This window comes from Pelagicoccus albus (assembly GCF_014230145.1).
Taxonomy (GTDB): domain Bacteria; phylum Verrucomicrobiota; class Verrucomicrobiia; order Opitutales; family Opitutaceae; genus Pelagicoccus; species Pelagicoccus albus.
Window position 1 is genome coordinate 262,319 of the sequence record NZ_JACHVC010000007.1, and the last position, 19,686, is coordinate 282,004.

The following is a 19,686-nucleotide window of genomic DNA, read 5'->3' on the forward strand; positions in this document are numbered from 1 at the left end:
GAAATGAGGGTATGAGGCAGATTGGAGTTGTTAGAGGGAAGGTCGGAGCTAGGTTTTGGCCGAACTATGAGTGAACATTTCGAATTGCTGCTTAAGGACCCGCAGAGCTCCGCTCGTCGAGGCCGTTTGAAGACTTTGCACGGCGTGATCGAGACGCCGATATTCATGCCAGTCGGAACGCAGGCGACGGTGAAGGGCCTGACTCCGGCTCAAATCAAGGAGGACGTTGGTGCCCAGATCATTTTGGGCAATACCTACCACCTGAATCTGCGTCCCGGTTCGGAGCTGATTCGGGATGCGGGAGGACTGCATAAGTTCATGGGATGGGATGGGCCAATCTTAACTGATAGCGGCGGCTTTCAGGCCTTCAGTTTGGCCAAGCTAAGCAAGCTGACGGAGGACGGCGTGGCGTTTCAATCCCACTTGGATGGATCCAAGGTTTTCTTAGGTCCAAAGGAAGTGATGGGGATCCAAGCCAATCTCGGTTCCGACATCGCTATGGTGATTGACGAATGCCCTCCGTATCCATGCAGCAAGGACGCCTGTGAAAAGGCAATCGAGCGTACGACACGTTGGGCCAAAGCCTGCAAGCAGATTGCAACGGATAATGGATTTCTGGAATCGGGTCACCACGTTTTTGGAATTGCTCAAGGCTCCGAATACGAGGACATGCGACGTCGTTCTGCGGAGGAATTGTCGGAACTCGATTTTCCAGGTTACGCAATTGGTGGAGTGAGCGTAGGTGAGCCTGAGCCGGAGATGCTCAAGCAGGTGCGTGCTACGGCACCGTTTTTGCCAGAAGACAAACCTCGTTACACAATGGGCTTGGGAACGCCTCCGCAGATGCTGAAGATGATCGCGGCGGGTGTGGATATGTTTGACTGTGTGCTGCCAAGTCGCGTCGCCCGCAACGGAGCTTTCTTCACTCCGGATGGCATGAAGAATATCCGTAATTCCAGATTCACTACAGACCTGAATCCGCTTGTAGAGGGAATGGACAACTACACCTGCCGCAACTTTACACGCGCTTATTTACGCCACCTGACCATGGCAAAGGAAATGCTAAGCTGTACGCTGCTGACTCTTCACAACCTTCATTTCTATCTAGATCTCATGCAGCAAGTTCGAACGCATCTCGAAACTGGTGACTTTTCATCATGGAGCTCCGAATGGATCGCTCGATATGAAGCGGATGGAGAATAGCTTCTGATCGATGCCATTTCTTAATGGATAAAATCTCTTCCAAGCTTCGTACCAATATGCGGCTCTCCGTGGTGGAGGGACTCTTCGCGATGCCACTGGTCTTTTTTGCCATGCCCGGAAATTTCCTGATGGCGAATTTGGCTACTGAAGCAATCGGAGTAGGGGAGTCGGTTTACGGAGTGATCGCTTCGCTGCCAGCTTGGGCTAACGTAGTGCAGCTTTTCGCTTTGCCGTGGTTGATTCGTAGGCTTTCTCAGAAGACGATTTGCCTTCTCTTTTCGTGGGTGCATCTCGCTTGTTGGATGGTGATCGGCTACTCCTTGCCGAAGATCGCGGAAGGTGGACCTTGGCACTCTCCAGTTTTCGTGGTTGGTCTTCTTGGTGTCGGGGCCTTGGCTTTTGCTTTGGTCAATGTGAGTTGGACCTCATGGGTGCAGGAATGGCTCCCGACCAAGGGAAGAGGTAAGTATCTTGGCCGCCGAAATCGACTTTTGCAGATCAGCACGGTGGCCTTCTTGATCGGGTCGTCTTCGTTTCTCGGATACTACAAAGACACTGTGCTTTACGGGTTTCAGGTTGTGATTTTTGGCTGCGTGGCGATGCGAAGTATTTCGATCGTATTGCAGCTGCGGATACTTCCTACCAAGCTCGTTGTTGACGAGCGTGGTGCGAAGCTCATGGAGCAGTACCGGAAGATTCTGAAGAACAAGCCGCTGATGCGTTTCATCCTCTTTGGGGCGGTGTTTGGTTTTTTCGCGAACATTATGGGCCCGTTTTTTCCGGTCTTCTATTATAAGGCTCTCCATATGAGCGTAGAAGAGGTGGCTCGTCTCGCTATGCTCGCTACGACGACGGGAGCTATCATGATGCCGTTTTGGGGGAAGTTTTTCGACAAGTATGGTTGCCGGGTAGGCTTGCTGGCTACGCTCGGCCTTTGGATGGGGATTGGCTACTTGCATTGTTTTGCCACTCCCGATCGCATTTGGGTTTTGTTCATCAATTGGGGCGTGGGTGGTATCGCGGGTTCGGGGTTCCTTTTCGCCTCCTTTAATATGATCCTAAAGTTGATCCCGGCTGAAGCGAAGACCGCGGCGATCAGTTTCAATCTGGCGGCCAGCTCGTTATCCGCGGCGATTGCTCCGATAGTCGGCGGGTTCTTGTTCTCTTGGCTGGAGTCGACTTCCGACAATCTCGTGTCGGCGCTGCATCTCGTGGCGATAGCCCACCACACTGTAGCTCTATTGGCCGGTCTGCTTATTCTCGGAATCGCTGAGCCGAAGTCGGTCAACCTATCTCAGGCGATCGGCGCGATGCGCCCTCTCAGGCAGCTGGGGGCCCTTATGGGAGTTCCGTTTGCGGCCAGCTACAGTTTCTTCCGTCCTCTAAAGAAGGTGGGCAAAAAGCGGCTGAAACCAGAAAACGAGGGAAGATTTTGACAGTCACGTTTGAGTAGCCTGCTGTTTTGCCGTCTGACTTTTAGTAAACCTTGAATCCTATGAGAGTACTTGTAACCGGCGGAGCCGGATTTTTGGGAAGCCATCTGTGCGAAAGGCTTCTTTCCGAAGGCCATGAGGTCGTTTGCCTCGATAACCTTTTTACGGGACGTAAGAAGAACATCGTCCATCTTTTGGATAATCCATATTTTGAGTTCGTTCGCCACGATGTGATCGATCCTTTCAAGTTTGAAGTGGACCAGATCTACAATTTGGCCTGCCCGGCGTCGCCGCCTCATTACCAGTATAACGCCATCAAGACGATCAAGACCTCCGTCATGGGGGCGATCAATTGCCTCGGACTGGCCAAGCGACTGAACGCTCGCGTTTTCCAGGCTTCGACTTCTGAAGTTTATGGTGACCCGGACCAGCATCCTCAGACCGAAGCGTATTGGGGGAATGTGAATCCGATCGGAATCCGGTCTTGCTACGACGAAGGCAAACGTTGCGCCGAGACTCTCTTTTTCGACTATCACCGTCAAAACGGAGTTGATATCCGCATCGTGCGAATCTTCAACACTTACGGGCCACGCATGCTAGCCAATGACGGCCGGGTCGTTTCGAATTTCATCGTGCAAGCGCTGAAGGGGGAGGATCTAACCGTTTATGGAGATGGCTCCCAGACCCGGTCCTTTTGCTATTACAGCGATTTGATCGAAGGCTTTGTCCGGCTTATGAATCAGGATAAGATCACCGGTCCGGTGAATATTGGAAATCCCGGTGAGTTCACCATGCTTGAGCTGGCGGAAGCGGTTCTGGAACTGGTTGGGTCCAAGTCCAAGTTAGTGCACCTTGAGCTACCATCGGACGATCCCAAGCAGCGCCAGCCCGATATATCAGTTGCTAAAAAGGAACTCGATTGGGCTCCTAAGGTCGACTTGAAGGAGGGGCTCGCCGCCACTATCGAGTATTTCCGAAAGGATCTGGGGCTTTAACTGACCCGCACTCGGAGCGCTGTTCCGAACGTTTTCATTGCAAGCCTGCCCGCTTTTCTCTAGCGGACAGGCCTTTTATTTTACCCAAGCTCTAATGCTATCTTCATTTTTCAAGAAATTCGCCGGTCGCTCCAACAAGAAGTGGCTCAAGTCCTGCGAACCAGTTGTCGCCAAAATCAACGAGTTTGAAACCTCGTACCAGTCTCTCTCGGATGAGGAACTCAAGGCGAACACTGGCAAATTTAAGGAACGTCTCGAAGCAGGGGAGACCTTAGACGACCTTCTTCCGGAAGCCTTTGCGACGGTTAAAAACGCCGCTCGCCGTCTCGTTGGGACTTCTGAAATGGTGTGCGGACGGGAGCAGCATTGGGACATGGTGCATTACGACGTGCAGCTTATTGGCGGAATGGCCCTGCACCAGGGACGTATCGCGGAAATGGCGACGGGTGAAGGTAAGACACTCGTTTCCACCTTGCCAATCTACCTTAACGCGTTGGCTGGCCGCAACGTACAGCTGGTCACGGTCAATGAATACCTAGCCCAGCGTGACTCTGAGTGGATGGGGCATTTGCTCAAATACCTCGGCCTCAAGGTCGGTTGCATCAAAAACCAGATGCCCCCGCACATGAAGCGGGAGATGTACAATTGCGATGTGACTTACGGAACCGCGTCTGAGTTCGGTTTCGATTACCTCCGCGACAATGGCATGGCTCACAGTGTGGAAGAGCAGGTGCAGCGTGATCACTATTTTGTCATCATCGACGAAGTTGACTCTATCCTCGTCGACGAGGCGCGTACCCCGCTTATCATTTCCGGTCCAGCTCCGATTCAGCGCGAACAGCCATATACCAGGCTCAAGGGAGCGATCGAAAGTTTAGTCAGTGCCCAAAACAAGTTCTGCAACAACCTGATCGCGGAAGTTAAGGCTGACCTCGAAAAGGAAGACCGGGATAATTGGGAAGTCGGCCTCAAGATGTTGCAGGTAAAACTGGGCATGCCGAAGAACAAGCAACTGCTTCGCATTATCGAGAGCGGAGAATTCCGCAAGCTTCTCGACAAGACCGACCTCGAGATGCACAGCGATATGAACAAGGAAAAGCTCTTCGCCCTTAAGGAAGAGCTCTTCTACGTCATCGACGAAAAGCAGCGGCAGGCGGATTTGACGGAAAAGGGACGTAAGACTTTGCGCCCGGACAATCCCGATGCGTTCGTCTTGCCGGACTTGGCCACGCGTTTCAGCGATCTCGACAAGGATACTTCGCTGAGCGATGAGGAAAAGGACGCCATCAAGCTCAAGGAGCAGGAAGCGTTGGAGATAGTGGGCGAGGACATCCACGCAATCAGTCAGCTGCTTCGTGCTTTTGCCCTTTACGAGAAGGACGTCGAGTACGTGGTGCAAGAGGGCAAAGTCGTGATCGTGGACGAGAACACGGGCCGCGTTATGGCAGGCCGTCGTTGGGGCGATGGGCTTCATCAAGCGGTAGAAGCCAAGGAGAACGTAACAATCGAGCGTGAGACCCGGACTTTCGCTACGGTTACGATTCAGAACTACTTCCGCATGTACGACAAGTTGGCGGGAATGACCGGTACCGCGGAAACCGAAGCTACAGAGTTTCACGATATCTATAAGCTCGGAGTTGCGGTTATTCCGACCAATCGCCCCTGCATCCGAGTGGATGACAACGACGTGATCTACAAGTCGCGCCGCGAAAAGTACAACGCGGTGGTTGATGAAGTCGTCGCGGCCCACAAGAAGGGACAGCCGGTCCTCGTGGGTACTGTCTCCGTCGAAGCCTCGGAGCTTGTGGGCAGAATGCTACGTCGCAAAAATGTGCCGCACAACGTCTTGAACGCGAAATTCCACCAGCAGGAAGCGGATATCGTCGCTCGAGCAGGCATTAAAGGAGCTGTTACCATCGCAACCAACATGGCGGGCCGTGGTACCGATATCAAGTTGGGCGAAGGCGTGAAAGAGATCGGAGGCCTCCTGGTTATCGGAACGGAGCGTCACGAATCTCGCCGTATCGACCGTCAGCTCCGTGGACGCTGTTCCCGTCAGGGTGACCCAGGCCGCTCGAAATTCTACATTTCTCTCGAAGACGACCTCATGCGTCTTTTCGCCAATTCCGGATTCATGGCCAAGATCTTGCATGGTTCGATGGAGGAGGGCGAGCCGCTCGAGCACAGTTTGCTCAACCGTTCGATCGAGACGGCGCAAAAGAAGGTCGAGGGCAGCAATTATTCAGTCCGCAAGCGTTTGCTGCAGTACGATGACGTACTCAACAAGCAACGTGAAATCATCTACAGTCTGCGTAACGACGCGCTGCAAAGCGACACACCTCTTGAAACGGTGCTCGAACTAGTGGAGGAAGAGGTTCAAATCCGTCTACAGGATGCAGATGGGGACTGGGCTGGCTTTGTCAGCTGGGCCAATACCCATTTCCCGATCGGCTTGACGGAAGAAGATATCGCAGGCAAATCGTTGGAAGAGCAGTCCGAGTACATCCTGAATGCTCTCAAGGAAGCCTACCGGATCAAAAAGACAGCAGAGAACGAAGCCGCACTCGAACATCTGGAGCGTTACATCCTGTTGAGTTCGATCGACTCCCGTTGGCAGGAGCATCTCACTGAGATGGAGGACTTGCGTCGCAACGTAGGCTTGAGAAGCTACGGTCAGAAGGACCCGCTCAACGAATACAAGAACGAGGCTTACGTCTATTTCGAAGAATTGATGAACAACGTGCGAGCCCAAGTTTGCACCCGACTTTTCCGCACCGCAACCAATCTGGTCGCTATTGAAAACGTGAAGAATATGTTGGCCAGAAAAGCGGTCGCCCAAGGCGGAGGATCCGAAACTTCCGGTCCGACTTTGTCTGGTTCCAAGAAGTCCCAAGGGAGTGAGGTCAAACTGCCTAAGGTGGCTGTGAAGCGCAGTCTACCCAAGGCAGGTCGGAACGATCCATGCCCCTGCGGCAGCGGTAAGAAGTTTAAGCAGTGTTGCGGTAGGTAGTTCTCCAATTTGCCCTAAAGACACGTTTACTGGAGTCGTTTAGTCTTTTGGACGAAAACGCTATATGCTTTCTCGATACGATTCACAAATTTCAGATAAATTGGCTCTTGATGCATCCGGAGTCCTTACTAGCGTCGTACTGTTTCGTATCCCTCTTACCCAGACTCAAAATATATGAAAAACAAGGTGTCTAAATATTTATTCCAGACGACCGCCTTGGCATTGCTTGCGACCCCGTTCTGCTCCTTACATGCTCAGGAGGTTTACTCCGCCACCATCGGAGCAGTATCGATCGAGGTCCCTAGCCAATCGGACGTCATGGTTGCCCTTCCTTTTAAGCGAGAAAAAGCAGCGGGAGGAACCGTTTCATCCGTGAGCGGTTCAGTTGCTACTCTCTCGTCTAGCAGCCTCACTGCTGGCGAGTTTGATGCTCCGAGCTCAGGCGCAACCCATTATCTTTATGTAGAAGACGGCACCTTAAAGGGACATCGCCTGAACATCGTTTCGAACACGGCTTCTTCAGTTACCGTAGACGAGTCTGATATTTCCGACCTGAACGGAGCATCCGTAACAATCCGCGAGCATTGGACCCTGGGCACTTTGTTTCCCGAGGGTGTAGGTTACAACGAGGAGGACGAACCCGGCCTTCGTGAGATTGAAGTGGTACTGCCTGAGCTTGCCTCTTTGGGTGGTGGCCTAGCGGCGAACCGCATTTTTTACTTTTACAACGCCGCTTGGCGCGAAGTGGGAACACCACTCGCCGAAGCCGTTGATTCGGTGGTCATCGAACCTGGTGTGGCCTTCGTGGTGAGAAATAACAGCTACTCCGACTTGGATTATTTCTTTTTCGGGGAAGTCGAATATGGGCCGATCGCGATCCCGCTCGTTTCGTCTTCTGACGTCGTGGACAATTTTGTAGCGATGGAGCGCCCGTTGGGGATGGCGATCAGCGATCTTCAGCTGGAAAGCCTTTTGGGAACGGATGACAGACTTTTGGTTTATCCGATGTCTAGTTCTGGACTGCTCGGTTTAGACAAGGAGCCCTCAGTTTATTTGTATGCCGACAGCAAGTGGCAACTTGAAGGTGGAGACGGCTCAGATGTGGGATCCACTATTATCGGAGCAGGGCAAGGTATCGCGGTCCGTAAGGCCGCTGGTGCTGACGGAGGATATTGGGTTAACGAATGGAGCCTAGCACAATGAGAAAGATAGCATTAACAACTCTCCTCGCAGGTTCATTGGTTGGCACTGCGTTTGGCGCTAAAGTATCGTTTTCTCTCGATATCGAAGCCCTATCTGATTCGGCTGGCAGCGAACTATCCAGCACCGGACTTTTGGTACTGGTCGTCGACAGCAACAATGATGGTTTTCAATCTCCGGCGGCGGGTACGATCGTTTCAGGCGACGACCAAATCGTAACCTCTTGGGATCTTAGCCAAGTCGGACCCGGAACCACTGACATCACACTAGTCGGAGGCGGTATTGATTATGCGGCCGATTGGGATGAAGGCGATCCTCTCGCTTTGATCTGGTTTCCAGGTCTTTCCGATTCGAATCAGACCCCTGCGGCGGACGAACCCTATGGTTTTTTCACGGCTGAAGAATCCCTCGTTAGCGGACATAGCTGGGTGATGCCGAAGGAAGGTGTTCTCCTCCACAGTTTGAAGCTCTTCACAGCTTCAGCGAGTAAGCTCGTATTTGCGGGCGAGGTTCCTGACAGCATCGGTAAGGCAGCTTACGCAGTAGGCCAAGCGATTCCGACTGTTACCGCTCCGACCGCCATAACCTTAAATGCCACGGGCTCCACTATTCAAGTCAGTTGGACGGACGGCTCAGCGTCAACCGGTGGCTTTTTGGTTCAGCGTAAGAGCTCGACTTCAGATGAATGGGTCACGGTTGGAGTAACGGAGTCCGGAGCATCCAGCTACACGGATGACTATAATATCATCCCCGGTACGACTTATGATTATCGTTTGCTTGCGGTAAGTGGATACTCTACTGCAACTGGTGTTGCTCAGGCGGTAGAAGCCGTACGTTCAAGAATCATCGCATTCGATAGCCGTGCTAAGATGATGACAGGTGTTTACAAGCGGACTATCGATCTATCGGTTACTGGTTCTGAAGACCTCGCTGTTTTGCTGCAGGCGATCGGGCCAAGTCTCCATGACTCAGGTTACGTAAGCACAGATAAGACGATCCCTACGGATACTGCCCTTGATTTGTACTATGGTATTCAGCCAGCAGATGCGGATGATCGACTCATCGACGGAAACGACGATTGGGACCTCTACGAGGATCCTGAGCTGATCGAAAGCGTGATGGTGGATTATGGTGCGTATCCGATGTACAACTATCCAGAATCCGGGGACTCAGCGTTCTTGGCGATGGTCAAGGAAATTGCTGGCGGTTATACTGCTCCAGTTTACGACCCACTCGGAAGTGAAGGGGTTGCTGTAGTTGGTATTTACGATGTCAATTATCTTGAAGAAACGGTTCCTGAAACACGCTTAACAGGTGTGGCTTCACGTAGTTTTGTGGGCACGGGATTCGAGAACTTCAGAAGCTCGGTTAACATCGTAGGCCAAGTCCCGATGACTCTTTTGATCAGAGGCCAAGGGCCTTGGTTGCGTGACTTGTCTGAAACGGATGCCTTCAATTCTGAAGTGGTTTTGGACAACCCAACAGTAACTTTTTACAAATTGGTTAGTGGAGCTTGGGAAGTTGTTGCGACCAACGATGACTGGGGTACGGACAATTCAGCAACGGTTGCAGAGATTCATGCTGCATCGGATGCGGTAGGTCTGCCTCGCCTGACGGAAGGATCTGCAGACTCTGCAATGCTGTTGACCGTCGAGCCGGGAATCTACCAAGCCATTATGGATGGTGTGGATGGCGAAACGGGCGTTGCTCAGATCGCTATCTTCGAAGTTCCGGCTGAATAGTCGAACTAATCGATTCTACATTTCCTGGGCTCGCTTCTCTTGTGAAGCGGGCCCATTTTTATGGGAAGATACAATTAAAACCATTTTCCTAGCTCATGCCTGAATCTTACCCAGAGATTGATCTGCTCTCGGTCCACATACCCAAAACCGCGGGAACAAGCTTTCGATTGATTTTAGAACAGCAATACGGGAGCGGACTAGAGTGTTTGTATGGTGGCCCAACTACGACGGCGATTTGGAACGGAGACGGCTTAAAAATCAACCGGAGAGGAGTTAGAGCGATACATGGACATTTTCCAGCTAGTCAAAGCATGAAGTCTCAGTGTCCCAACGCTAAGCTCATTACTTGGATTCGAAATCCAGTAGACCGGATAATCTCCTATTATTACTTTTGGCAAACACTCGCTCCTCACGGAAATCCTTGTCACGACCGCTTTTTAAGCGACCGTCCCAGTCTCAGGGAGTTCTGCAGGGAGGACTATATGATAGGGGAGCGGGAGGCGTTCTTTGGGGACTTAGCGATTGAATCTTTTGATTTTGTCGGGGTGGTTGAGGAATTTGATGTGGGCCTTGACTTTCTATCGAGACGGTTTGGTTGGAATCAGATTGATGTAGTAGTCACGAACGAGAACCGTCAAAAACCCAGAGTTAGAGATGGTGAACGGATCGAACTCGAAAGGTTATTACGAGACGAAGTAGAAGCCTACGAGTATATGCGTTCTTACTCTCAGAGTTGTTTTCGTTAGCTTTCACGATAGCCATACCAGTTCTTTCGCTCTCGGAAATTGCGACTTGACCAAACCTATTCGATGTCGCTTCACATGTTGTCGTGAAGCATCGAAATCCGCACTACTCCATACTGAAAGGACGTGGGATCGAGATCGGAGCTCTGCATGAACCAGCCCCGGTGCCTGATGAATGCGAGCGTTTGTTTTTCGACGTACGAACGAGAGAAGAATCCATCAAGCTATTCGACGAATTGGATCCGGAGCTGATCGTACCCGTGGATGTCGTAGGGGATGCTGACAGCCGTGACATTCGGAAGTTAGGCCATGAAAGCATGGATTTCGTAATCGCGAATCATGTGATTGAGCACTTGGCAAACCCAATGGCGTTTGTGGAAGATCTGTTTTACGTAACTAAGCCTGGCGGATTGGTGGTGCTATCTGCTCCAGACAAACGATTCACGTACGACAGCAAGCGTGACGTTACCAGCTACGATCATCTGCTTCTTGATTATCAGCGCCGCGAGATACGGCCAGATAACAGTCATTACATGGACTTTATCGTAAAGGTATTGCCGGATGGAGACAAGAAGACTGGGCAAGAGCTGGAGGACTTGTTGGACCTAGTTTACCGTAGGCGAGAACATGTCCATGTTTGGGATACCGATGCATTTGTAGAATTTCTGAAAAGATCCCTCAAATCATTTGGCGTAGTTGCAGAGCCGATTGTCGAACTGTTTGGTGACGATACTAAGTTTGAGTACTTTTCGATTTGGAAGAAAGGTAAGCCAAGTTTCTGGACACGCCTAACGAGCCGTTTTCGCCCAAATGCGGCTGGAAACTGACGGATTCCAGAGTCTTTAAATGGTTACTGAGCAATCCAATCCTAGCGCTCGACTTGATGGTATCCAAGTTTGGCGAGCGTTCGCTGCGACTTGTGTAGTGGTCGTTCACTTGTATCTTAGATACAATTACATTTCCCACTCGAAAGATCGCCCGTTTTTACTCGGCTCCTTACCCGACCTTTCCTTTTTCGAAATGGGGGTGGATGTCTTTTTTGTCATCAGTGGCTTTATTATGATTTACATAAGCGAAGCTGGCAGAAACACGGGGAGACGACTTTTCTTGTTGAAACGTGGGCTACGGATCTATCCGCCGTACTGGATCTATAGCGGTGTGATGATGCTTACTTTGACGATTCTGCTTCCTAGGGATCACAGACTCGATTTTGAATTAATGGGCTTTGTCAGGACTATGGGGCTTTATCCCACCTATAACGAAGTATCGAATTCGATTTTTCCCCGATTTTTGGACCAAGGCTGGACGTTGATGTATGAGCTTCTCTTTTACGCCATCTTTGCCGTTTTTATTGGCCGGTCCACAGGGGTTAAGGTGATAGGAACCAGCTTAGTCTTGGTAGCTTTTCATCTATTTGCTGTTTGGACGGATGTACTGCCTCGAGCGGTAAACTGGATGTTGTCGGACAGCATCCTTTTGGAGTTTATAATCGGAATGGGGCTTGGATGGCTGTATCTGAAGCGTAGTCCTAAACTTGGTACGCTAGTTTGTTTAATTCTTTCGGCCGTAGCTCTCGCCTGGTGGGTTTACTTCCAAACTCAGCCTTATGAAGGGTGGGGAGATCGAATTATCAGCTATGCTATGCCTCTAGCTATATTATTCGGTGTGACGTTGTTTTGGAAAGGTGGAGCTGCAGTTAAATTGCCAAAAATTACAAAAGTCTTGGGTGATGCTTCTTACTCCATCTATTTGACCCATACCATCGCTATCATTGTATTCGCCTGGTTAAACCGGCCGGGCCACATACTTGAAAATGTGAATCTTGATCTGCAATTTTCTGCCGGCCTAGCTATCTGTTTAGCCATTGGACTTAGCTCCTACATGTATGTAGAGAAGCCTCTCCAGATCCTGTTTCACCGGATTCTCAAGAAAATCATCTAGAGGCTTATTCAGGTTTGTTTGCCACCAAAGCCACCCAAGCACCGCCCCACCTGTGTATGCGGCAGTTTTCGAATCCAGCCTTCTCCCCGTAGGTGAGCAGTTCATCTGCGGAAGAAACCATGCTGATTTGAGCCGGTCGTTTTTCCACTGGAATATTGTATCCATCGGTAAATACTTTCCAGCCGTGGTCGGAGCGAATGTCGACATTGTCGAAGTAGATTCTACCCCCAGGTTTCAAGATTCTCAAAGCTTCGGATACGTAGCGGTAGCGGTCCCATTCTAGTAGATGCATGAAGACGACAGTACAGTAAACGACGTCGAAGGATTCATCTTGGAATTGGCTTAGGCTTGAGCGTTCGAGGTGGACTAGGGAAACATTGTCGCAGGCCTCAAGGTAAGAGCCTGCTTGTTTTACCATACCCGAAGATATATCTGAACCGGTCCAGCTTTTGACGATAGGAGATAGTACTTTGCCAACTCTGCCCACGCCGCATCCGATCTCCAGAAAGTCGTCGCTGTCTTTTACGCCAACCGTCTCTCTGAGGACTCCAAGAGTCACCTGAGCGGAACGTTCGAATTCTGTCTCGTCGTTGTGGCCGGCGACGTAGTGCTGAGCAGTTTCGAAGTCTTGTGAGAGGTCTTCCCACGTTTTTTTGTAGTTTGAGCGGTCGCTTAATTCCATTTGATATTAAGGGAGTAAAAGTAACTTAAGGTTTTGGAGCGAGTTTTGAATGTAGGCAGGTGCTAGGTTTAGTGCTTTTCGAATCCTGCAAATTCAATACGAGAGATTGCCTTTCCGTTAGCTTCAATATGGATTTGCGGACAAATTACTGTACGGTAACCTACGTTGGCTAGTTTTTGGCAGAAGTCTAAATCGATTGAATCCAAGGATTCTAACTCCTCGGAGAATCCGCCAACTTCCAAGTAGGCAGATTTCCGAAACACGAGGCACTCGCTGGATAGACCGTCTACAGTTCTGGGGAGCAACGCCTGGTGATAGTAACCGTCTGCGTCCTTTGGTATCCCTATAAATTCAGCTCTACGCGAATCTTCGCCGATTTTGCTGAAGCCGCAGCTGAGCACGTGTGATTCGTTGTCGAGAATCTTGGGGGCTACCGCTGCGACATCCATTCGGTTGATTTGACTCGTTAGGTCTTTCAGCCAATTCGGGTCTAGGGGAGAAAATCCTTCCCTAAAAATACACACAAGCTCTGTCTCCGCTATTTGGATATTTTCGTTTCTAGCTTTGCCCGGGTGTGCCGAGTCGCTTGTGGTGTGGGACTGAAGTCTTGCCGTTATCTGGTCGCAAATTGTTATGTTTTGGGGGTGGAAAGAAGCTTGCTGCGTCTCGAATAGAACCGTGACCTCTCGTGAAGGCGATGTATTGAAAAAAGGGTACAAGTAGATTCCCTCATGCTCTTTTATCTCGCAGGGGTATCCCAATCGGTCGATATGTCCTTGGAGGGCTTGTTTTGCTGCTTGAAAGGCGTAGCTCTTGTTGTCCGCGCTGGTGGCGGTAGACGCGGGAGTCATCCTCCAGTGGTAAAGTACTTCGGGGAGGTGTAGAATTGCCCGAGGGTCGCAAAGCCGAGTCGCCCTCAGTAATAGGTCCCAATCTTGAGACCCCGAAAGGCTCTCGTCGAATCTGCCTACCTCCTTGAGTAGGCTGGATCGAATAAAGCAAAGATGACCGATGAAATTCTGGCAGGCAAAGAACTCTGAGTCCCAGTCCGGCTTGAAATAGGGGGAGCTTCGCTTTCCATCTAAATCGATTTTGTCCTCGTTAGAGTAGACGATTTCTGTGCCTTCAGATGATTGTAGCGCAAGAGCTACTTTAGCCAACGCATGATCGGCGAGCATATCGTCTTGGTCGATGAAGCCGATTAAATCTCCATCTGCAAGTTCCAAGGCTGAGTTCGAGGCAGCTGAGATATGGCCGTTGCTCTTCCTGAATACGATTTTTATTCGGCTATCTTCGTTGGCGAGAGATTTGAGCAATGACCTGACCTCGGGGTCGCTCGAGAAGTCATCCGCTATACAGAGTTCCCAGTTAGGGTAGCTCTGTTCTTTGACCGAATCGATCGCCTTCCTCAGCAAAGCAATGTCAGGATTATATACTGGCAAGATGAGTGAGAGGATTGGCCCACTGCTAAATGACTTCGATAAAACTGGGAGGTTTTGTCGAAAGCTCTCTTGTTGCTCCTTTTCCCATGCCAGATAGTGTTCGTAGTTAATTTCCTGTGGCTTGGTTTGCGGAGTGCTTCGAACCGGTTCCTTGATATCTATTTGGTAAGCGTTTGAGTTGGATAAAAAAAGCGGCCGTCGTTTTGTAAGCAGGCGATTAACGATTTTACGCAGGAGAGAGCCCTGGCGTCTATTGGCTTTTGAGCTTTCTGCTATTTCGATCGCATTAATCGGCCCGTGAGAAAATTTTTCTCGAGGTTCCGATGTATCGATTTCCGAATACAGCGATTCATAGAATGAAAGAAGCCTGTCCCCATTTGTTGCCAGATCGAAGTTTTGCTTGGCGAATTGTTGGCCGTTGGCTCCGATCGTTTTTTGGGATTCCTTATTGTTCAGTAACTCTAGGTAAGCCCTCGCAATGTCCTCTGGAGTCGATCTTTCGATTAGGTATGCTTCCTTTTTATGAACGAGGCGAAGTCCTAGGTTCGTTTTTCCTGTTATGACTGGTTTTCCTGATGCTAGAAACTCAGGGAGTTTGCTAGGAAGCCTATAATCATTGAATAAACTGGATTCTCCCGGCTGTATCAAGACCGTGGATAGCTCAAGTAGGGCTTGGAGTTCTCGTTTGGGGAGAAAGCCTAAATCTGTGACGTATTCGTCAAACGGATATTGGCAGGCGTCATGTAATGCAGGTGAGTTGGGCCCTGTTTTGAGTACCCTAAGAGGATGTCCTTGGGCACGAATTATGTGAACGGCGTCGTAGAGCGCTGCAACATCACCAAGGTTACTGCTGCTAATCCCTCCGGAGTAGAGGATGTAGTCCTCGTTTTCTTTTAAATTGTAGCGAGATTTTGGATCCAAAAAGTTACCTTTATGGTTGTCTAGTGATTTGAAATCGATGCCCGGCAAAAGCTCTAAACGGGGTTTCTCGACCGGCATTAGTTCGAATAGAGTATTGATAACCGCCGTATGCGCATCGGCATAGGTGAGGAATTCAACGAATTGCCTAGGGTGCGATAGCATAGGTTCCCACCCTTGAGGAATAGGTGATTCTTCTTGGTCTGCGAGTTGATCAAAGGGCCTACCGTAAAAGCTTTCGAGGATAGCAGCCTCGTGGTCTTCCATGTGAACTACGAGTTTCTGACTAGTGCCATACCTCGACTGGTATTGGGAAACGAATGACGCTACGTTGATTCTAGGAGTCCAAGCGTGGATTATGTCCGCTGGTTTCCCATTGGGGAAGTGGCTGTTCAAGTTTAGGATCTCACGAAAAGTTCCCAATTGAAAAATGGCTTTCTCCAGTTTCTGAAAGCTGCTTCGGTTGTTCGGTACCGCTACGATGCAATGGTGCCCTCGCAGCGTAAGATGGTTGGCGAAAGGCGCTACGTGATTGAGGCTGTTTGTGGAGTAGTCTCCGTAGTTTACGAATAGGATATTCACGAGTCTAGTTGGCGGCGGCCACCAAGAGGGTGGTTCTCCTTATTGGTTAAAAGTTTGTCCAACTAAAAAGGAGAGGCTTTGGGACTAGAATTCCGGATGGGAAGGCGTTGACAAGAGAGCCTTCTATTCGTGCATTCGCTTCAAATGCCCACGTTGTCCATTATCATCCCAGTCTTCAACGAGTTTGGTACTCTAGAGCAGGTTCTCGACTCCGTTGAGAATTGTGGATTGCAGGATTATCAGCTCATCGTGGTGGATGACTGCTCAACCGATGGTACGAGGGATTTGATCAAGGACAAATTGGCGAGCCGAATCGATGTAGTTGTTTTTCACGACTCCAACAAAGGAAAGGGCGGAGCGATAAGAACGGGATTTGAGGCTGCTAAAGGAGACTATGTAGTTATCCAGGACGCGGATCTGGAGTATGATCCGAAAGAGTTGCCCAAGCTTCTGGCTGCCATTCTCGCCGGAGAGGCGGACGTCATTTATGGTACGAGATTTCCCAAGGGTGAAGCCTTTGATGTAACCCCGACTTGGCATCGTGCCGTGAACAGAGCCCTGACCCATTATTCGAATTTTTTCACGGGACTTAGAATCACGGACATGGAAACTTGCTATAAGATGTTCCCAACTCCGCTGATACAGAGCATCGAACTGGAGGAGCTTCGCTTTGGCATCGAGCCAGAGATGACTGCCAAGATCGCTGACTTAGGTGTCTCCTTTCTAGATGTGCCGATCACTTACAATCGGAGAACCTACGAGGAAGGGAAAAAGATCGGAGCCATGGATGGCCTACGAGCCCTCTATGTTATCACGAAATACGGACTCCGCAGCATCTTCCTACCATAGGGCTAGGGCTCTCAGGCGATTTCGGTACAGTCCCGCTATGCGCTCAGGCGAGTAGAGTTCTTTTATGGTGCGTTGCGCGTTCTCTCCGAGTTGCTGCGCGTAACCAGGTTCGGAAACCAACCGCTTCATGTACTCCGCCGCATGAGACGGATCTGGGTCTGCCCAGAGCTGCCCTTTCTCGTATGGGCCGAAATCTTGGGTTAGCTTGATCAACTTGAAATTGACCGGGCAACCATTTTGGGAGTTCACGAATTCGGAGGTGGCGGACCAATTGGTCGAGATTACCGGTTTGCCGAGATACATGCTCTCCGCGACGGTCAAGCCGAAGCCTTCTGCCCGATGGAGCGACACGTAGCAGTCGCAAGCTTTCATTAGCCCGTAGGTGGCTTCGCGGGACAAAGTGCGGTCGATCAAATGACAGTTGGGCAATCCGTCCAGCAGCTCCAGAAGCTGTTCGTATTGTTTTTTGTTGTTCTCGGTGGAATGGATTTTGATGACCAGTCCGACCTTTTCTCCTGTGTCTTTGCCTGCGAATGCTTGGCGGTATGCCTCGATAATCGCTCTCGGATTTTTGCGTTCCTGATAGCTGTTCAGGTCGTAGGCGAAACAGAAAAGGAATTGCTTTTCGGGTAATCCGAGTTCGGCTCGCCAGTCTTTACCCGGAAGATCGAAGTCGATGCAGTGAGGCATGGTGACGACTGGAACGGGGGATTTCATGGCGATCGCATCCCTCACGAAGTTTGAAGGGGTCCAGATTTCGTCGAAGTAGCGGAAGTACTTTATCCAGCGATCGGGAAACTCGGGAAGCTCCCAAGCCCAATAGGCGATATTGCGTTTTCCTTTACGGAAGGCCGGGCCGTGATGATGGTCGATGTCGGCACTCTGTGGAGCGTCGATGTGGAATACGTTAACTGGGTAGGGATTCTCATCCGTAAATTGGTCGTCGAGACTGGAGTCGCCCTGTGCCGCTAGGCAGTTGACCCGCAAAGGCACGATAGCATGTGGGATGTTGATCGCTTTGACAGCCTTGGCGGCAAGTCGGACGGATTCGCCAATCCCTAATTGAGCTTTGTACCAGCCGACTAGGTTTATGCCGAGGTTGGCGTGACGGATTGCATAGTCAGTATTGAGGGGGTTGGTCGGGTCTAGGGCGAAGTTGAAGACGTCCTCGCCATTAACCTGCAAGCCTTCTATACAGAGTCGTCTATTTAGCTTTTGGGGGCGGTAGCTTCCCAAGCGCTCTCGGATGGGTTTTGGGACGAGGGCGTTCTTGGCCAGCTTTCGTCCGAGATAGGCATAGGTGTTGGCGCGACTGGTTCCGAGCAAGGTTAGTTCTATGGTCGCGATTTCACTCGCTTTCACAGGAGGGGTGGGGAATTCGATGGAAAAGAGGCCGGTTTCGATTGGGAAGAAGGTTTTGGTGGCACTACCATTTACCGTGATTGCCAAGCCGAGGGTGCCCTGTTCCTCCTTCAAAATTGGGTCTGCGGTATAGATGTTACCGCTTACGCTGATTGACGAGATGAGCATGCCTCGAGGCAGTTCGAGTTGTGCCTTCTCTCTGATCCAGACTCCGGCTCGGTCTTCGGAAGGGTATAAGCCATTGAATTGGTAGCTATCGTTGAGGGGAGAGGCGTGCATTTTGCGTTCTTCAGATTTAATTCGTTCGTCGGACCAACCGTCCAATATGGATCGCCAATGGCGCTCTTTGCGTTCCATCTCGCATTCGGCGATAGTTAAGGCCGTTGGCGCGGGACCCTTTTTCAACATCAAAAATCGGGCGAGGGCGTCTTTGAGAAGTTTGGAATTCACGGTGGCCCAACTTTGCGATTTTAAGCAATTGGCCAGATACTCGTCAGGCCAACCTGAGGCCGCGTGGCGGGCCAAGAGCGTGCTCCATTTTCTCTGGAGCAATCGTGAGTTGATTTCTGTATTCAGGTTTTTGCCTGAGCGGGTGGCGCTGACGTGGTGTTTAACCACGCTCTTGTTTGCTACTGAAATATGGTAGCCAAGTGCTCTGACTCGGAAGCAAAGGTCGATGTCTTCTCCTCCATTTAAAAAGGCCTCGTCGAATCCTCCGACTTCCATGAACAAGGAGCGTGGAATCGCACAGCACGCTGCGGTGATCATGTGAACGCGTGTGTAGGCAGGGGATCGGAAAAGGCCTTTATTGGCAGCACGCTTGTGCTCGATGGTGGTGTCGGTGGCTACGAATACTCCAGCATGATCTATTTCACCGGTGGCGAAGCTCAGTTGCACATTTCCGACTAGTCCGACCCGTTTCAATTTTGAGAACGCCTTTCTCATGGGCTCGAACCAACCCTCCAACAGGACGAGATCGTTGTTGAGCAGGAAGAGCAATGCACCTTTGGCGTTTAGCGCTCCGATGTTATTGGAGTAGGCGTAGCCCATGTTGCAGGCGTTGCGGATTATCTTTACACGCTCGTTAGCCAGTTCCTTGAGTCCGGTTTCTGTCTCCTCAGAGCTAAAGTCGTCGACTAGGATTATTTCGTATTCCAGATCGCCGACTGTATCCTGCAGGCTCCGCAGGCATTCTTTTGTGTGTTCGAGCTGGTTGTAGACCGGTATTATAAATGAGACGTCCATATGGGGCAGATCGCTTTTGTTTTATGCGATCTCGCTCAAGAGTTTTTGGAAAGAGGCGTCCTTTGGGGGCGATAGGGTGATCAATAGTGAGGAGGTCTCTCGTTGGCCGGCATGTCGCCCGACGATGCGCTGAGAGATTCGGTTCGTTCGATTAGCTTTTTGATCTGGCTCCTCAGTCTTTCGATATCGGACTGCATTTCATAGATTACCTTGTCTTGCTCCTCGATGTGTCGTTCGAGAAAGGTCTGTTTGATTTGAAGTTCCTGGATTGATAACTCGCTCATGGTGAAGGGCTAGAGATTGGAGGCTCAGGGCGGGTGCGCAAGATTAGCCTTAATA

Annotated in this window: 14 protein-coding genes; 10 read left to right on the forward strand and 4 right to left on the reverse strand. The window is 50.6% G+C overall.

Annotation, left to right across the window (positions count from 1 at the left end):
* Positions 1-66 precede the first annotated feature (66 nt).
* The 9 genes from tgt (at position 67) to H5P27_RS08000 (ending at position 12,267) form a co-directional block, all read left to right on the forward strand.
* Positions 67-1,203, forward strand: coding sequence for a tRNA guanosine(34) transglycosylase Tgt (gene tgt, locus H5P27_RS07960; protein ID WP_185659862.1), 1,137 nt, complete (start codon positions 67-69; stop codon positions 1,201-1,203).
* A 23-nt stretch (positions 1,204-1,226) separates the two neighbouring features.
* The gene (locus H5P27_RS07965; protein WP_185659863.1) at positions 1,227-2,639 is read left to right on the forward strand and encodes an MFS transporter; all 1,413 of its coding nucleotides are present in this window, start codon (positions 1,227-1,229) and stop codon (positions 2,637-2,639) included.
* 59 nt (positions 2,640-2,698) lie between these two features.
* Positions 2,699-3,631, forward strand: coding sequence for a UDP-glucuronic acid decarboxylase family protein (locus tag H5P27_RS07970; RefSeq protein WP_185659864.1), 933 nt, complete (start codon positions 2,699-2,701; stop codon positions 3,629-3,631).
* Between the two features lie 94 nt (positions 3,632-3,725).
* Positions 3,726-6,641, forward strand: coding sequence for a preprotein translocase subunit SecA (gene secA, locus H5P27_RS07975; protein WP_185659865.1), 2,916 nt, complete (start codon positions 3,726-3,728; stop codon positions 6,639-6,641).
* Between the two features lie 186 nt (positions 6,642-6,827).
* Positions 6,828-7,844, forward strand: coding sequence for a TIGR02597 family protein (locus H5P27_RS07980; protein WP_185659866.1), 1,017 nt, complete (start codon positions 6,828-6,830; stop codon positions 7,842-7,844).
* Complete coding sequence (locus tag H5P27_RS07985; protein ID WP_185659867.1) at positions 7,841-9,583, forward strand: fibronectin type III domain-containing protein; 1,743 nt, start codon at positions 7,841-7,843, stop codon at positions 9,581-9,583. The genes H5P27_RS07980 and H5P27_RS07985 overlap by 4 nt, the downstream gene beginning before the upstream one ends.
* 95 nt (positions 9,584-9,678) lie before the next feature.
* Positions 9,679-10,329: a sulfotransferase domain-containing protein gene (locus H5P27_RS07990; RefSeq protein WP_185659868.1), complete on the forward strand. Its 651-nt coding sequence runs from the start codon at positions 9,679-9,681 to the stop codon at positions 10,327-10,329.
* Positions 10,330-10,412: 83 nt separating this feature from the next.
* Positions 10,413-11,153 carry a methyltransferase domain-containing protein gene (locus H5P27_RS07995; protein ID WP_185659869.1) on the forward strand — a complete coding sequence of 247 codons (741 nt, stop codon included), beginning with the start codon at positions 10,413-10,415 and terminating at the stop codon, positions 11,151-11,153.
* 19 nt (positions 11,154-11,172) lie between these two features.
* Entirely contained in the window at positions 11,173-12,267 is a 1,095-nt protein-coding gene (locus H5P27_RS08000) for an acyltransferase family protein (RefSeq protein ID WP_246462559.1), read from the forward strand.
* Positions 12,268-12,271: 4 nt separating this feature from the next.
* Here the strand turns inward: H5P27_RS08000 and H5P27_RS08005 are convergent, their stop codons facing one another.
* Complete coding sequence (locus H5P27_RS08005) at positions 12,272-12,949, reverse strand: class I SAM-dependent methyltransferase (protein ID WP_185659871.1); 678 nt, start codon at positions 12,947-12,949, stop codon at positions 12,272-12,274.
* Positions 12,950-13,017: 68 nt separating this feature from the next.
* The gene (locus H5P27_RS08010; protein WP_185659872.1) at positions 13,018-15,891 is read right to left on the reverse strand and encodes a glycosyltransferase; all 2,874 of its coding nucleotides are present in this window, start codon (positions 15,889-15,891) and stop codon (positions 13,018-13,020) included.
* Between the two features lie 144 nt (positions 15,892-16,035).
* On the opposite strand from H5P27_RS08010, the gene H5P27_RS08015 reads away from it, so the two are divergent.
* On the forward strand, positions 16,036-16,740 hold the full coding sequence (locus H5P27_RS08015; RefSeq protein ID WP_185659873.1) for a glycosyltransferase family 2 protein: 705 nt from the start codon (positions 16,036-16,038) through the stop codon (positions 16,738-16,740).
* Here H5P27_RS08015 and H5P27_RS08020 read toward each other — a convergent pair.
* Together H5P27_RS08020 and H5P27_RS08025 are read right to left on the reverse strand one after the other, a co-directional pair.
* Complete coding sequence (locus H5P27_RS08020; RefSeq protein WP_185659874.1) at positions 16,732-19,347, reverse strand: glycosyltransferase; 2,616 nt, start codon at positions 19,345-19,347, stop codon at positions 16,732-16,734. The genes H5P27_RS08015 and H5P27_RS08020 overlap by 9 nt on opposite strands.
* A gap of 80 nt (positions 19,348-19,427) precedes the next feature.
* Entirely contained in the window at positions 19,428-19,631 is a 204-nt protein-coding gene (locus H5P27_RS08025; RefSeq protein ID WP_185659875.1) for a SlyX family protein, read from the reverse strand.
* Positions 19,632-19,686 lie beyond the last annotated feature (55 nt).

Coding starts and splice junctions, on each gene's coding strand:
- tgt (WP_185659862.1), top strand. CDS start 67: ATGAGTGAACATTTCGAATTGCTGCTTAAGGACCCGCAGAGCTCCGCT.
- H5P27_RS07965 (WP_185659863.1), top strand. CDS start 1,227: ATGGATAAAATCTCTTCCAAGCTTCGTACCAATATGCGGCTCTCCGTG.
- H5P27_RS07970 (WP_185659864.1), top strand. CDS start 2,699: ATGAGAGTACTTGTAACCGGCGGAGCCGGATTTTTGGGAAGCCATCTG.
- secA (WP_185659865.1), top strand. CDS start 3,726: ATGCTATCTTCATTTTTCAAGAAATTCGCCGGTCGCTCCAACAAGAAG.
- H5P27_RS07985 (WP_185659867.1), top strand. CDS start 7,841: ATGAGAAAGATAGCATTAACAACTCTCCTCGCAGGTTCATTGGTTGGC.
- H5P27_RS07990 (WP_185659868.1), top strand. CDS start 9,679: ATGCCTGAATCTTACCCAGAGATTGATCTGCTCTCGGTCCACATACCC.
- H5P27_RS08000 (WP_246462559.1), top strand. CDS start 11,173: ATGGTTACTGAGCAATCCAATCCTAGCGCTCGACTTGATGGTATCCAA.
- H5P27_RS08005 (WP_185659871.1), bottom strand. CDS start 12,949: ATGGAATTAAGCGACCGCTCAAACTACAAAAAAACGTGGGAAGACCTC.
- H5P27_RS08015 (WP_185659873.1), top strand. CDS start 16,036: ATGCCCACGTTGTCCATTATCATCCCAGTCTTCAACGAGTTTGGTACT.
- H5P27_RS08020 (WP_185659874.1), bottom strand. CDS start 19,347: ATGGACGTCTCATTTATAATACCGGTCTACAACCAGCTCGAACACACA.
- H5P27_RS08025 (WP_185659875.1), bottom strand. CDS start 19,631: ATGAGCGAGTTATCAATCCAGGAACTTCAAATCAAACAGACCTTTCTC.